This window comes from Nocardia takedensis NBRC 100417 (genome assembly GCF_000308695.1).
GTDB lineage: Bacteria > Actinomycetota > Actinomycetes > Mycobacteriales > Mycobacteriaceae > Nocardia > Nocardia takedensis.
Window position 1 is genome coordinate 15,820 of record NZ_BAGG01000031.1, and the last position, 14,511, is coordinate 30,330.

Consider the following 14,511-nt stretch of genomic DNA (forward strand, 5'->3'; position numbering starts at 1 on the left):
GACCGGACAGTAGGGTCCGCTTCGGAGTCGGCCCGCGCGGCGGGCTGTGAAAATACGGGCGCGCCGCTTTCCGGACGGATCGGGAAAAAGGAACGGAACGCGGGCGAAAAATCAGCGCCGCGTTCCGGGGTTATGCGAGAGGGGATTGCCGGTCCGCCGGGGAACCGGTGTGTTCGAGAATTCCGCGCCGGAGCGGAAGGGGGCGTCAGACCAGACCTGTCCGCGAGGCGAGGACGCCGGCCTCGAAACGGCTGCGCGCGCCCAATTGACTCATCAGTTGCGATGTCAACCTTCGTACCGTGCGTACGGATAAATTCATCCGCCGGGCCGCGGCTTCGTCGGTGTATCCGCGTCCGAGTAACTGAAGTAAAGTATGTTCTCTCGGAGATAGATCTGTTTCGATGAAAGAAGTTTGTTGCGTGATTTCGAACACCCCCTGTTGATTCAGGCCGCCGAAGTTATATTATTACGCATTCTCCGGGGTCGCAATCGAAATCTCTGGCTAACCAGGTAGTTCCAGGTAAAAGTGCGCTCCGTGGGGTGGGGCAATCCATTCAGCGATCCACTGGCTACTGTTCGGTCGACCGAGTCGCCGTGCGGCGACGACGCAACGTGGATAAACGCCTTATCAGATGCGGTCTTCCGAAGTGATCCGGTGCTCGGGAGGGAGTGTCGGAAAAATGTCGGCGACTCGCTGTGCGGTGCGATCGCGGGTCGGAAGCGTCAGGTATTACGGAACTCTGTAGTAGAAATTCCGTCGCATTGTACCCTCCCTTCGGGTGGCGCGCAGTCGCTCGCGCGTGATCCGCGCCCTTCCGGGACTGTCAAGGAACGTCGACCCGTTGGCAGCATGCTGCCAACGAATTGCACGCGTGCTGCCGACATGTTGTATTTGTATCCGTCGGTCGCATGGGCGATATATTGCCGCGCGGGGCGGAACGTTATTCGTCGTCGCCGGTATTGATCTCGTTCGCGCCGACGCTGTCGAATTCGTCACAATTCTGATCGAAGGGCGTCGGCAACCGATGAATATGCTCGAAAAAGCCGCGACCGGCCCGGTCGAATTCTTCGAGCATTCCGCCCGATACGAGATGTCGCACGCGGAGCGGATCACCGCTCGTCGTGGTCGGAGCACCGCGCTCGCGGATCGCCGGCGGTGTCGATCGGCGTCGGCCGGTCCGTTCGTCGGCGGGCATATCCGGTTGTCGCGCATCGCGTTCGAGAAAAGGTGAGTGCACGTGGTTGCTTCGAGTACGGCCGGCGCCGAAACGGCGAGCCCGATCACCTACGGCGTCTACTGGCGCGAGACCGAGGAGGTGACCTACGGTCCGAGTCTGCGGGGTGAGATCGACGCCGATGTCTGCATCATCGGCAGCGGCTACACCGGCATGTGGACGGCCCACTACCTGAAGAAGGCCGATCCCGGTCTGCGCGTGGTCATCCTGGAGGCCGACTACGCCGGGTCGGGCGCCTCCGGCCACGGTGACGGCTTCATGACGCCCACGATCGGACACAACTTGTCCAGCCTGATCAAGGCGTACGGGGCCGATCGCGCCAAACTGGCCTACACGATCGTCGGCAAATCCATCCTCGAGGTGCAGCGTTTCGCGCGCAAGCACGACATCGACGCCCAGATCGAGCCGACCGGCTACCTCAACGTCGCCACCAACGGGCGGCAACTGCGCAACCTGGAGAAGGATCTGAGCCTGATCCAGCAGCTCGGCGCGACCTCGCTGCCGGATCTGCTCGACGGTCCCGGCATCCGCGCGCGCGTCGACAGTCCCGCGCTGCTGGGCGGTTTCGAGGTCGGCGGCGCGATGGTGAACCCGCACCGGCTCAGTCGCGGGGTCAGCCGGGTGCTGCGCGCCCAGGGCGTCGACATCTACGAGAAGTCCGCGGCCCGCGCGGTCGACGTGCGGGGCTCCGGCTACCGGGTGCGCACCGACGCGGGCGCGGTGACGGCGCAGCGGGTGGTCTACGCGACCAACGCCTACCAGCACCAGTTTCCGCAACTGCGGTCGATGGTGCGCCCGATGTGGAGCTACGCGATCGTCACCGAACCGCTGACGCCCGAACAGTTGTCGGGGCTGAACTGGCCGGGCCGCGAAGGGTTCGTCGAGGCGCGCAACCTCATCGCCTTCGCCCGGCTGACCGCGCAGAACCGGCTGTTGATCGGCGGCGGCCCCGTGCCCTACCACTACGGCCGGGACATGTCCGACGAGCGGATGCGCGCGCGCAAACCGCGCGACTACCTGATCGGCCTGCTGCACAAGTACTTCCCGAGCCTGCGCGGCCTGCGCGTGACGCACGCCTACGGCGGCTGCATCGATATGACCCCCGATCTGGTGCCGCATGTCGGGCGGCTGCCCAGCGGCGAGTTCTATTCCCACGGCTACTGCGGCAACGGCGTCGCCTTCACCAACACCGTCGGCAAGGTGCTGCGCGATCTGGTGCTCGACAAGCAGTCCAGTTACACCGACCTGATGTTCGTCGGGGACCAGCGCAAGCGGTACGGGGCTGAACCGCTGGCCTGGGCGCAAGCCAAAGCCCACGACCTGACCATGCGACTCGAGGACGGGCTGCCCGTGCGTCGCCCCTGAGCCGGACCGGGGCGACCGCGGTGGATTCCGCGGTCGACCCGCGACGGCGGCGCACGCCGGCGCGGCGGGAGACAGGAAACAACGATGAGTCACTACAAGAGCAATGTCCGCGACCTCGAGTTCAACCTGTTCGAGTCGCTGGCGCTGGGTCCGGTGCTGGACGGCGGCGCGTTCGGCGACCTCGACACCGACACCGTGCGCACCATGCTCGCCGAAGTGCGCCGCCTGGCGGAGGGGCCGCTGGGCGCCTCGCATCACGTCGGCGACCGCAACCCGCCGATCTTCGACCCGCACACCCACAGCGTGCGACTGCCGGAAGCGTTCAAGACCAGCTACCGCGCCCTGCGCGAGAGCGGCTGGGCCGGGGTCGGCATGGTCGAGGAGTTGGGCGGGCTCGGCGCCCCGAGCGCGGTCGCGTGGGCGATCTCGGAGATGATCCTCGGCGCGGCCCCGGCCGCGTTCATCTACGCCACCGGCACCGCGTTCCTGAACTCGCTGCACAAGAGCCTCACCCCGGAGCAGCGGCGCTGGTCGACGCTGATGGCCGAACACGGCTGGGGCTCCACGATGGCGCTGACCGAGGCCGAAGCCGGCTCCGACGTCGGTTCGGGTCGCACCAAGGCCGTCCGCCAAGCCGACGGCTCCTGGCACATCGAGGGCGTCAAACGCTTCATCACCAACGGCGACGCCGACGATCTGTTCCCCAATCTCGTGCACCTGGTGCTGGCTCGCCCGGAAGGCGCGGGCCCCGGCACCAAGGGGCTGTCGCTGTTCTTCGTGCCGAAGTTCCACTTCGACGCCGACACCGGCGAGATCGGCGAGCGCAACGGCGTGTTCGTCACCAACCTGGAACGCAAGATGGGCCTGAAGGTCTCGGCCACCTGCGAACTCACCTTCGGCGGCCACGGCGTGCCCGCCAAGGGCTGGCTGGTCGGCGAGGTGCACAACGGCATCGCGCAGATGTTCGAGATCATCCAGTCCGCGCGGATGATGGTGGGCGTCAAAGCCGCCGGGACGCTGTCCACCGGCTACCTGAACGCCCTCGACTACGCCAAGACCCGCGTACAGGGCGCCGACCTCACCCGCATGGCCGACAAGAGCGCGCCCCGGGTCGCCATCATCGCCCACCCCGACGTGCGCCGGTCGCTGATGGTCCAGAAGGCTTACGCCGAAGGGCTGCGCGCGGTGTACCTCTACACCGCCGCGCACCAGGATTCCAGTGTGGCCCTGCATGTCTCGGGCGCTGACCCGGATCTCGCCGCGCGGGTCACCGATCTGCTGCTGCCGATCGTCAAGGGTGTGGGCTCCGAGCGGGCCTACCAGTACCTGACCGAGTCCTTGCAGACCTTCGGCGGTTCGGGCTTCCTCCAGGACTATCCGATCGAGCAGTACATCCGCGACGCCAAGATCGACTCCCTCTACGAGGGCACCACCGCGATCCAGGCACAGGATTTCTTCTTTCGCAAGATCGCTCGCGACGGCGGCGTCGCGCTGGGGCATCTCGCGGGGCAGGTGCGCGCCTTCGTGGCCGCCGAAGCGGGCAACGGCCGCCTCAAGGACGAACGCGCGCTGCTGGCCGCGGCCCTGGCCGACGTAGAGGCGATGACCGGCACGCTGACCGCGCATCTGCTAGCGGCGCGGGAGGATTCGCGCGAGCTGTACAAGGTCGGCCTCGGCTCGGTGCGGTTCCTGTTCGCCGTGGGGGATCTGCTGATCGGCTGGCGACTGCTACACCACGCCGAAATCGCCCTCACCGCATTGGATTCCGGTGCCACCGACCCGTTCTACGAAGGCAAGATCGCCACCGCCCGCTTCTTCGCGCGCGACGTGCTTCCGCAACTGAGCGCCGTCAGAGCCGTTCTGTCCGCCCTCGACGGCGAGGTGATGAACCTCGACGAAGCCGCCTTCTGATGAGCGCGGCGCCCACCACGCCGGACCGCCGCACCGACCGCAGACGCGCGGTGCTGTGGCTCGGCGCGGTGGCCTACCTGGCCGGCTACCTCATCCACAGCATCAGACACATCGTCCACTTGATTCCCCAGACCCCGACGCCGACACTGGTTCTCGGCAGCACGGGCTGGCTGCTCGCCGTCGTCGTGGTCCTAGCCGTCCGCCGCGACCACCCGCACGCGCCCCACGTGTTGATCGCGATCGGTCTGTTCACCGGCGTGATGGTGCTGCTGGTGCACCTCGCTCCCGACTGGACGCCCTTCAACCAGCCCTGGCGGCAGCACAACGCCACCTTCACCATGTGGTTCTCGCTGGGGGCCAACGCCGTCGGCGCGCTGATCGCCGCCGTCGCAGGCGCCGTCGCGCTGCGCATGCGACCCGCGCGATAGCTCTTCGATCATGAGAAGGGCGGCGTCCGAGAACACCGCACTTCCCCGTGCTCCTACTTCTCGGCCGCGACCGGCGCCAACTCCCACGGGCCCGAACCGTCGAGTTCCAGACGCTTGGTGTGGTGCTTGTCGACCGTGCTGCGGTGCGCGACGCTGATCAGGATCGTCTCCGGCACCTCGGTGCGCAGCAGGTTGTAGAGCGAATACTCCAGACCCTCGTCGACCGCGGAGGTCGCCTCGTCCAGGAACACCGCCTTCGGCCGGGTCAACAGCACCCGCGCGAAGGCCACCCGCTGCTGCTCACCGGGGGACAGGATCTTGTTCCAGTCCGACTCCTCGTCCAGACGCCCGCTCAGATGACCCAGGTGCACCTTGTCCAGCACCTCGCGCAAGGTGTCGTCGGAGAACGCGTCCGGCTGCGACGGATAGGCCAGCACCGTGCGCAACTGCCCCAGCGGCAGGTAGGGGATCTGCGACAGGAACAGCGTCCCGTTGCCGTCCGGCCGGTCCAACTCACCCGAGGCGAACGGCCACATCTGCGCCAGCGCGCGCAGCAACGTCGTCTTGCCGCTGCCCGAGCGGCCCTTCACCACCAGCGCCTCGCCGCTGCCCAGCGACAGCGCCAGTTGCTCGATCAGCACCGTCCCGTCCGGCTTGCGGACATCGATCCCGCTCAACTCCACCCCGTCCGGGCGGTCGACCACGGTGACCTGCGGCAACTCCCGCGACTGATCGCCCGCGACCTGAAGACCGTCCAGACGGATCAAGGCCGCGCGGTAGGCGGCGAAATCGTCGTATGCCTCACGGAAGAACGACAGTGAATCGTGGATCGCCCGGAAGGAACTCGCCGTCTGTTGCACGCCGCCGAGGGTGACCGCGCCGTCGAAGAATCGCGGGGCTTGAATGATGAGCGGGAACACCTCCGCGGTCTGGTTGACCGTGAGGTTCCAGCCGCTGAACTTCAGCGTCCGGAACACGACTTGCCAGTACGCCTTGATCAGGTCGGCGAACCGGCCGAGCAGTCCGCGCCGCTCCACGTCCTCGCCGCGGTAGAACGCGACGTTCTCGGCGCTGTCGCGCAACCGCACCAGCGCGTAACGGAAGTTGGCCGTAGCCCGTTCGTAGAGGAAATTCAACCGGATCAGCGGACGGCCGAGCCAGAACGCGACCACCGTGGTCAACAGCACGTAGATCAGCAGCAGGAACATCATCGCGCGCGGAATCTCGATCCCGAACAACGGAATCGGTCCCGACAGATCCCACAGGATCTGGGTGAAGGAGATGACCGTCGCGACCGCGCTGACGCCGCCCATCGACAGAATCCGCGACTGTTGGACGAACTTGGTGATGTCCTCCTGGATACGCTGATCCGGGTTGTCGATCGTCTGGTCGATGAACCGGGCCTTGTAGAACGCGCGTCCGCGCAGCCAGTCGGTGGTGACGTGCTCGGTCAACCACAGCCGCCACCGGATGTCGAACGCCTGCTCCAAGTAGTAGTCCAGCAGCGCGCGCACCACGTGGATCGTCGCGAGCACGGCGAACACGACCACCGAATTCCAGAACGCCGACTTCGCCGCGTCCAGTTCGCCGCCGTCGCCGCCCGCGATCGCCGCCGCCGCGGCCGCCAACGCCGTATACATGTCGTTGGCCTGATAGGAGAACAGCACGTTCATCCGGACCGCGAACAGCGTCATGAACAGCAGCACCGCGACGAACACATAGGTCTGCCACGCCCCCGGCTGCGTGAAGAAGGTGCCCGAGACCTTCCAGAACTGCCTACCCCAGACCGTGAACCGCAGCAGCAGCGCCACCACGAGCGTGAAGACGATCGCCGTGATCGAGAAGGCGATCACCAGCCACTGCACCGTCGCGAGGAGCTCATTGCCCCAATCCCTGGACGTATCCACCGACTCTCCCGTTTTCCACGGGCCCATCGCCCGTCCAGCCGCACCGAAGAACAGCGCGCACCGGCCGGACCGGTCCGTGATCGGCGAAGTCTGAGGAAGGACCCCCGCGAGCTGTCGACCCATAGAGTAGCCATGGCCACCTTTTCCCCGCAGCGCGACGGCTCTTTGTCGGTGCCCGCCGGCACACTGGAAACGAAGCAGTCCGGCCCGAGGAGAACCACATGGCCACCGCCGACGACCGCCCCACGGTACGACTGGTCGCCCACTGCCGCCGCTGCCACGGCTGGCTCCTGTCCCCGCGCTCGGTCGCCGAAGGCATCGGCCCCACCTGCGCGATCCGCGAACGCGCCGAAGCCCGCGCCGCCGCCGAACTCACCCTTTTCGACCCCGCCGCCGAACTCACCCTTTTCGACGCCGCCTGAGCGCGGCGCGCTCCCTCAGCAGGAGCCGCGCTCACCCAGTTTCACCGCCGGTGAAGAGACGCGGCCGGTCAGTTCCGGAGGGTGTCGCTGGGGGAGCGGCCGTAGAGCCGTTGGTAGCGGATCGCGAAGCGGCCCGGATGCCGGAAACCCCAGCGCGCGGCGATCGCGGCGACGCTCTGACCGCGCGCCGGATCGGCCGCGACCAGTTCGTCGTGGGCGGCCTCCAAGCGCACCCGTCGGTGGTAGCCGAGCGGCGTCAGGTCGTAGTGGGCGCGGAAGGCGTACTGCAACGCGCGCGCCGTGACCCCCGCGACGTCGGCGATCTCGGTGACCCCGAGCGCTTCGCCGCGATGGGCGTGGATGTAGTCGACCGCCTTGGCCAACGCCGCCGACGTCATCGGGGACGGATCGCGCCCCTGCTGTTCGGTCAACGTGGTGTTCGGGAACACCAGCAGCGCCGCCGTCGCCAGACAACTCGCCGCCTGGTTCGCCAGGATCGGGTGGGTCAGCGCGGAGTCCAACGCCATCATCTCCAGGTACACCCCGCCCGCGAGGGTCCGCCAGTACCGGGCCCGTCCGGCGTCGAGGGGATGCCAGTCCAGGAAACGCAGTCGTTGTGCCGCCGCCTCACCGTGGGCGGCCGCCGCGGCCTCGACGAAATGGTGATCGGGAATCCGCAGCACGTCCAGATCCAGGTCGTGGGCCTCGGCGGCCAGGTCGACCCGTGGCGGTTGCAGCCCGTCGGCCCCGGACGCCAACTCCATCGGTTCCCGGTCCGCGTGATGCGTGCGCCGCGTCCACACCCGGTATCCGCCGCCGCGCAGATATACGAACACCGGACAGTCCATCGGGTCGGCGTCGGTGCGGAATCCCATCGTGGACGAGAAGTGATCCGCCGTCAGCGTCGCCCCCGCGGCGAGCCCGATGGACATCCGCGCGCGACCGTTCTCCTCGGACAATCGCAACCGATTCCCGGTGTACACCCGGCCCAGATGGTCGCTGATCTCCTCGGAGTCGGTACTCGCGAACTCCTGCCGTCGGATCGGCACGGTCTCGGACCGTCCGCCGCCCGACGTCGTCTGCTCGGACACAACGGCCTCCTTCCCGCCGAGACGAGGGTCGCGCCGTCCGGTGCGTCACCATGGCACTACCACCTCAGCCGCGGTCTACGCAGGCCGAACGCCGTTCGTTCCGATCTTCACCCCCTCGGACGGACCGGCGACCGGCGTCAGCCCGCCGGCCGCGACCCCCGCACTTTGCGCAGGAACCGGCGCAGATGCGGATCGAACCGTGCTGGATCGGCCGCTTCGATCTCCGCCACGCCCCACCACCGACCCGAGCGGAATTCGGTCGGATCGAGGGTGAACACCGTCTCGCGGCCCGCGGTCGTCACGAACCACAGACTCACGTCCTCGTGACCGCTGTCGATGTTGACCGTGGTGGTGATCGTGAGGAACACCGGCCGACTCGCCGCGTCCAGGTCCGTGCGGATCCCGAGTTCCTCCTCGACCTCCCGCCCGGCCGACAACGCCGGATGTTCCCCGACCTCCACGTGCCCGCCCGGCGGCAACCACAACCCCGCCTTGACGTGATCGACCAGGAACACCGCGTCGCCCGCCGGATCGACCACCACCACATACGACACCAGATGCCGCGGCGGCGTGGCGGGCGGCGCCCGACGGAACACATCCTCGGTGCGCGCGACCCACGCCACCGCCTCCGCCAGATGCGCCCGTTCGACCTCGTCGACCGGCTCGATCCCCGCGAGCAGATCCCGAACAACATTGACAGCAGCCGTCATTCGCCCACCCTCCCACACCCCACCGACAACCCACGCTCACTCGTCGTATCCCGGATCCAATCGCGCACTCCGGTCGAACCACACGACCTCCCCGAACAATTCGGGCGGATCGAGCGCGACGACAGCTTTCTGCCGCAGGTGGAACGCCGTCGGCGTCGAACTGTGCCGTAGATATCCCCGCACCGTCGCGATCGGATCATCCGCCGACCCCGCCGTGTCGACCAGCCGGAAGATTCCGTCCACATGGCGGCCGGCGAACCCGAGCGCCACATCGTCGGGATGCCGACCGAATTCCGAGAGGCCGAAATCGATCACCCGCCGTGCCCGCCGCAACTGAGTCTTGTGTGGATCCACCTTGACGAAGAATGCGTGGATGTCCAGATCCTTCACCCGATGCTGCCCACCCGACGCGTAATGCAGGGCCGCCCCTTGCGTCAACGCCGTCATCAAGTACGCGTCCCGATACGGCGCCAAGTGCGGATTGCGCCCGAAGAACATCTCGACCTCATTGCGGGCGATCTCCGCCAGCCGCCGCAGATGCTCCTCGGTCACCGGCTCCCGCGAATACTCCGCCACCGTATCGAACCCCATCGCCGCACCCTACCGCCGGACTCTCGGTGCATTGCTCGAACGAGTGATCCGGTCAGGACGCGGTCATGGTCCACCATTCAGCCACCGTTGCCGACTCACCGCGTACGGTCGGTACACCGGGAACGGCGGCGGTCACCACGCGGGCGGTGGGACGTGCCGACCAATTCAGAGATACGGCCGGGTGATCATCTCGATCCCGTGCCCCGCCGGGTCCAGGAAATACACTCCGCGCCCGCCGTGGTCGGTATTGGTTCGCCCCGGTTCCCGTCGATGCGGGTCCGCCCAGTGCTCGATCTCCCGGTCGCGCAACCGTCGGTAGGCCCGATCGAACAATTCGTCATCGACCAGGAACGCGTAGTGCTGCCTCTGGATCTCCACCGGCGGTTCCGCGAATTGGAGCAGCACCCCGTCCTCGCACAGCAGATTGGTGAACACGCCCCAGGACGGGGCGTCCGCGAGCTCGAAGATGTCGCGGAAGAACGCCGCGGACTCGTTCCGGTCCTTCGCGGCGATGATCGTGTGATTGAAACGTGCGGACATGAATCCTCCTGTCGTGATCTGCTTTTCGAGCGAAACGATCACTGTCGAAGGAGGTCCGCGCGTCCGGTCGGGGCCGCGGGCCCACGCGGCGCTCAGCCGAGCACCGGGTCACCCGTCCGTGCGTGGCTCGACGCCGTCCCGGTTGTCATGAGAGGCAGTGTAGCTCGCACCGGCTCACCGCTCAGCAGTCGTTGACGAGGTCGGCGATCGGAGCGGAGTCCGAGGGGGCCCGATTCTCGGCCCGGCGGATGAGGTCGTGCAGTGCGTCGTCGAACGGCGGGGTGTAGGAGATCCCGTTCAGGCATCCGCCGAGATGCGGTCCGGCGATGATCCCCACGAGGTCGTTTCCCTCGACCCACGGCCCGCCGCTGGTTCCGTAGACGAATCCGTCGCAGGCGAACGAGGCGTATCCGTTCTCGCGTCCGACCGGTCTCGTGCAGGTCGTCGGCGAATCGAGAAGTCCGACACCGTAACCGGTCACCGTCACCAGGTCGTCGACCGCGGGCCCGTCCGCCGGTCGAAAACCGCCCCCGACGGCTTGCTCGACAGACGTGGGTGGCGCCCCCGCCCCCGGTCGCACCCGCAGAATCGCGTAGTCGTGATCCGCGTCGAACCCCCGCACCCACCGCGGATCGAGATACACCTCCGCCACCTCCCAGCGCCCCACGGGTTCCCGCCCGCGCGTGTAGCCGGGCGCGAACCCGAGGAACGCCCCGTTCCCGATCACACAGTGCGCGGCCGTGACGACGAGATCCCCGTCACGACTGTCCAGCACGCTGCCGGAACACGTATGAAGTGGGCCGTTTCCGAGGAACACCGCCCCGATCCACGGGTCGGGCTCGGCGACCGTCCGCGAATCCGGCACCGCGCCGGCGACCCCTGCCGCCAGGATCGCGACGGACGACAACGACACGAGCACCCCGGCGAGACGACGCATGCGTCAACGCTACAACTGTTGTTGCGTGGTCTCCAGAGGTTCAGTCCCGGTAGAGGTGATCGGCTACATCGATGAGCCCGTCGAGTCGGACGGTGACGTCGACCCCGTACTCCACCAGCGCCTTGTGCGTCGTGTTCACCTGCGCCGCGAGTTCCGCGTCGACGGGCAGGCCCGCCACGACACTCCCGACGAGCAGCGCGCCGCCCGGCGTGAGGCCGACACCCCCGAGCGCCGTGTTCAGCGCCGCCGCCCCTTCGTCGGTCAGCGCGAAGCGTTCGCCCCCGATCGCGACGGCCAATTTCGCGGCACCGGGCCGCTTGCGCAACCGGAGATCGCGGGTGTCGAGCGTGGCCAGTCGCAGCGGGCGGGTGTCGAGCGTGGCATTGACGGTGCCGGTCCCGACATCGATGATCAGGTCCGTCAACCGCGTGAGTCGTGCGCCCGAGCGCACCGTGACGTCGCCGCCGAACCGAATCGTCCCGCCGCTGATCCGACGGCCGAAGAACACGATTCGGCCGTCGTCGAACCACAGCCCGACCACGCCGTCGAATCCGCTGTCGAGATCCATCCGCAGCGCCTGCTCGCAGTCCGTCACCGCGACGACGCTGCCGCCGAGTACCGCGGGCGTGGCGGCGGCGGTCCTGGTGAGCGCGCCGACCGATCCGACGACGACCGCACCGGCCAGCGCCGCGAACTCCCTCCTCGAACGCACCGGGACAACCTCCTCGAAGCCGGGAAAGATCATCGGGTTCTGTGTTCGCCGCATTCGAACGGAGAGATGGCCGGCTATCGCGTCTCGGTCGCCACCGCCCGCCGAGCGGGAATTCTCGCGCGGACCGAGTGTATTCCCCTGTCCAGGCCATATCCGTCCGCCCGCAAGGCCCGGCGTGGCGGGAAAGTTCGAGTCCGGTCTCGCTCCCTCGCTACGCCCTTCCGTAGCCGGATGGTTCGCTGGGTGGGCGACCCCGCGCCGCACCGAGGTGGCCGCCGGGTACTGACCTCCCCGGCTCCACCTACCGAACCGCACCCGACGGACCATCGACCCGAACGCGAAGGCTCCACCGTCCCCTCGGACAGCCCTACAGAACGATCACGTCCCCGTACACCGCCCCGTTCGCGGTGGTCTCCGGCGAATCCACCTCGATCCGCGTGTAGGGCCTGATCGTCAACGCGCCGCCGCACCCTTCGACCACCAGGTGGAAGTCGCGGCTCATCACATATCCCGTCATCCCGCCGCCGAGAGTCTTCGTCCCGACCTCGATCTGTTCGATCACCCCGGGCGAGATCTCCAGATCCAATCCCATCGACGCGCCGATCTGCGGCCCGATGGACGCGCTCACCCCCGGCGACAGCGCGTCGGGCGTGCCGTCGATCCCGAGGGTGAGACCCGTGTCGAAACCGGTGCTCATCGTCGCCCCGAACGTCAGATCGATGGCGACGGCGCAGCTCACGAGATATCCGGTCCGCAACATCCCGGTTCCGGGGCCGTCGATGCTCCCGTAGGAAGTGTTGTCCAAGAACACTTCCCGAGTGGTCGGCGCCATGTTCTGCGGTGCCACCGGATTCGCCGTCAGGTCCGTGTGCCCGACCGTGAACCCGAATCCGGTCGGCATGAAGTAGGTGTTCTCGTGCGGCGCATAGCCATACGCGCGCGATTCCCCGGCCCCGACCACCGCCACGGCGATCGAAGCAAGCACAGCACCCATACCGCGCGCAAGTGTGTACGACAAGATTCCTCCCCGAAAGATCTTGTGAGCCGGTCGCCTTCGCGAGTCCGACCCACCGAGAACACCCGTGCCCGGCGGCTCGCCCCACCGCCCCCCGTGACTACTCCGCACCGCAAACCCACAGGCAGAAGCCGACTGTGCGCTCCACGGTCCGCTGGCTGGTGGACACGAGCGTTCTCGCCCACAGATATATCAGACCCCCTGAACAAACCCTGAGACCCCCAGGTAAACCTGTCTTGCACCGCGTCGGTGTCGATGGGTTCACCCGGCCTGGACGCGCCCTCCCGCTAGGACTTCAGGCGGATCGTCCGCGACGATCCTTGCTCGCGCCGCGAGCCGACTTCGGGGCCCGCAACGGGCGCGGTGACGAGCGACGCCGTCGGCGTGAGAGGCTCTGAACCGCACGGATCGCGTAATTCCGATGGGGGAGTCGACATTGCGTTTCGCGAAGAGCCCATATCAGGGTCGTAAGCTGCCCAGATCGGGCTCGCCGTTCGCCGCGAATACCGACTCGAACTCGGGCTTCCCTGTGCAGGTCCTTCTGGGTGCCGGTGACACGATCCCATGGATGACGCGCGGAGATTCACCGAGGCAGCTCGGGAACTCCGACTGAGGCCGACACACGAGGTCGAGGACACGCAGCCGGTCGATCCGGGATCCGGCGAGATCGTATGATTGCGGCGCCGTTCACGATCTCGCGCCCGAGGGAGATGTCCGATGAGTTCCGGTGAGATCGCCGATATCGACCAGTACGCGGCGGCGATCGGCTCGGTCCTGATTCGGCGCGGTTGGCGGCCATGCGGGCCCGCTGATGAGACGTCGCGTTCGCCGTCGACTGTGGGGACGAGTCTGTCTGTCTCGCATTGCCTTTCCGGTTGGGGTGTGGCGGACGTGGTGCCCCGGGTCGAGTTCATCGCGAGTTGCGATGACGACTGGAGCGAGGACGCGTACGTAGGATTCCAACTGCGGTCGGTCGCCGTCGATTCGGTGCTGGTCGAAGCGCCGCCGGAAGCGATGGGAGAGTCATGGCAGGGGACGGGGGTGTTTCTGGATCGGCGGCTGCTGGAGTCGCTGGTGTTCACCCGTGAGCAGCTCCGGCAGGGTTGGACGCTGGAGAGCCCGGAAGAGTGCGTGCGAGGGCTCGAGAAGGCCATGGACGGCCCTGTGCCGGAATGGCTGGAAGAGCGTCAAGGGGTGGCGAAGCTACTGGCGACAGCGCGTCACGCAACTTTCGACAATGTCGTGCAGAACTTTCCCGATCCCCATCGTCTCCGGGCAGTGATGGTGTTGGCCTTGTCCGTGGGTGAGGTCGAGGGGGCGACGGACCTGATGAGCTGGTATTCGTCTCTGCCCGCTTTCTCGGCGTTGGAGTCTCCGAGTCGGGTACAGGCGTTCGATGCATTTCTGTGCGAGCGGTTTTCCGCCTACCGGTCCTCTCGGGGTGGATAGGGTGAATGCCACTTTCGTGAGAGAGCAAGCGATAGATGGTCGAAGGTATGGTGGCGTCCGGCAGAACCACTGGCAGCCGAAAAGTGAATCAGGACACGGTTGCTGTCCCGAAGCCGCTTCTGCCCAGGTCTAGCGCGGTCTCCGGTCGGGTCGGACGATACGGCAGAGTTCGAGAAGCGGAAATTCAACGGGGGTGTG

At 67.1% G+C, this 14,511-nt stretch carries 15 protein-coding genes; 6 read left to right on the plus strand and 9 right to left on the minus strand.

The window, feature by feature from the left end:
• Positions 1 to 205: 205 nt before the first annotated feature.
• Positions 206 to 433 (minus strand): response regulator transcription factor, encoded by a 228-nt coding sequence (locus ON30_RS42205; protein WP_218006238.1) that lies wholly within the window; start codon positions 431 to 433, stop codon positions 206 to 208.
• A 346-nt stretch (positions 434 to 779) separates the two neighbouring features.
• Here ON30_RS42205 and ON30_RS38885 point away from each other — a divergent pair, with 346 nt between their 5' ends.
• The 4 genes from ON30_RS38885 to ON30_RS06715 all read left to right on the plus strand — a co-directional run bounded on the left by ON30_RS38885 (position 780) and on the right by ON30_RS06715 (position 4,939).
• A complete protein-coding gene (locus tag ON30_RS38885; protein ID WP_157183635.1) occupies positions 780 to 1,232 on the plus strand; it encodes a hypothetical protein in 453 nt (150 codons plus the stop codon).
• 6 nt (positions 1,233 to 1,238) lie between these two features.
• Positions 1,239 to 2,600: an NAD(P)/FAD-dependent oxidoreductase gene (locus ON30_RS06705; RefSeq protein ID WP_157183636.1), complete on the plus strand. Its 1,362-nt coding sequence runs from the start codon at positions 1,239 to 1,241 to the stop codon at positions 2,598 to 2,600.
• A gap of 84 nt (positions 2,601 to 2,684) precedes the next feature.
• Positions 2,685 to 4,511: an acyl-CoA dehydrogenase gene (locus ON30_RS06710; RefSeq protein WP_040704954.1), complete on the plus strand. Its 1,827-nt coding sequence runs from the start codon at positions 2,685 to 2,687 to the stop codon at positions 4,509 to 4,511.
• The gene (locus tag ON30_RS06715; RefSeq protein WP_040704955.1) at positions 4,511 to 4,939 is read left to right on the plus strand and encodes a hypothetical protein; all 429 of its coding nucleotides are present in this window, start codon (positions 4,511 to 4,513) and stop codon (positions 4,937 to 4,939) included. Before ON30_RS06710 ends, ON30_RS06715 begins: the two co-directional genes overlap by 1 nt.
• Before the next feature lie 53 nt (positions 4,940 to 4,992).
• On the opposite strand, the gene ON30_RS06720 is transcribed toward ON30_RS06715, so the two are convergent.
• On the minus strand, positions 4,993 to 6,873 hold the full coding sequence (locus ON30_RS06720) for an ABC transporter ATP-binding protein/permease (RefSeq protein ID WP_051029010.1): 1,881 nt from the start codon (positions 6,871 to 6,873) through the stop codon (positions 4,993 to 4,995).
• Between the two features lie 194 nt (positions 6,874 to 7,067).
• Between ON30_RS06720 and ON30_RS06725 the strand changes: the two genes are divergently transcribed.
• Positions 7,068 to 7,268, plus strand: coding sequence for a DUF6011 domain-containing protein (locus ON30_RS06725; protein WP_040704956.1), 201 nt, complete (start codon positions 7,068 to 7,070; stop codon positions 7,266 to 7,268).
• A 68-nt stretch (positions 7,269 to 7,336) separates the two neighbouring features.
• Here ON30_RS06725 and ON30_RS35935 read toward each other — a convergent pair whose 3' ends face one another.
• The 7 genes from ON30_RS35935 to ON30_RS06760 all read right to left on the minus strand — a co-directional run bounded on the left by ON30_RS35935 (position 7,337) and on the right by ON30_RS06760 (position 12,843).
• The gene (locus ON30_RS35935; RefSeq protein WP_051029011.1) at positions 7,337 to 8,359 is read right to left on the minus strand and encodes a helix-turn-helix transcriptional regulator; all 1,023 of its coding nucleotides are present in this window, start codon (positions 8,357 to 8,359) and stop codon (positions 7,337 to 7,339) included.
• Positions 8,360 to 8,496: 137 nt separating this feature from the next.
• Positions 8,497 to 9,069, minus strand: a complete 573-nt coding sequence (locus tag ON30_RS06735; RefSeq protein WP_040704957.1) for an NUDIX domain-containing protein — start codon at positions 9,067 to 9,069, stop codon at positions 8,497 to 8,499.
• A gap of 36 nt (positions 9,070 to 9,105) precedes the next feature.
• Positions 9,106 to 9,660, minus strand: coding sequence for a hypothetical protein (locus ON30_RS06740; protein ID WP_040704958.1), 555 nt, complete (start codon positions 9,658 to 9,660; stop codon positions 9,106 to 9,108).
• 165 nt (positions 9,661 to 9,825) lie between these two features.
• Positions 9,826 to 10,200: a VOC family protein gene (locus tag ON30_RS06745; RefSeq protein ID WP_040705028.1), complete on the minus strand. Its 375-nt coding sequence runs from the start codon at positions 10,198 to 10,200 to the stop codon at positions 9,826 to 9,828.
• Positions 10,201 to 10,381: 181 nt separating this feature from the next.
• Complete coding sequence (locus ON30_RS06750) at positions 10,382 to 11,137, minus strand: trypsin-like serine peptidase (RefSeq protein WP_040704959.1); 756 nt, start codon at positions 11,135 to 11,137, stop codon at positions 10,382 to 10,384.
• A 40-nt stretch (positions 11,138 to 11,177) separates the two neighbouring features.
• Positions 11,178 to 11,849: a hypothetical protein gene (locus ON30_RS06755; protein ID WP_157183637.1), complete on the minus strand. Its 672-nt coding sequence runs from the start codon at positions 11,847 to 11,849 to the stop codon at positions 11,178 to 11,180.
• A 367-nt stretch (positions 11,850 to 12,216) separates the two neighbouring features.
• Positions 12,217 to 12,843: an MspA family porin gene (locus ON30_RS06760; RefSeq protein ID WP_083911187.1), complete on the minus strand. Its 627-nt coding sequence runs from the start codon at positions 12,841 to 12,843 to the stop codon at positions 12,217 to 12,219.
• A 738-nt stretch (positions 12,844 to 13,581) separates the two neighbouring features.
• Here ON30_RS06760 and ON30_RS06765 point away from each other — a divergent pair.
• On the plus strand, positions 13,582 to 14,313 hold the full coding sequence (locus ON30_RS06765; protein WP_157183638.1) for a hypothetical protein: 732 nt from the start codon (positions 13,582 to 13,584) through the stop codon (positions 14,311 to 14,313).
• Positions 14,314 to 14,511 lie beyond the last annotated feature (198 nt).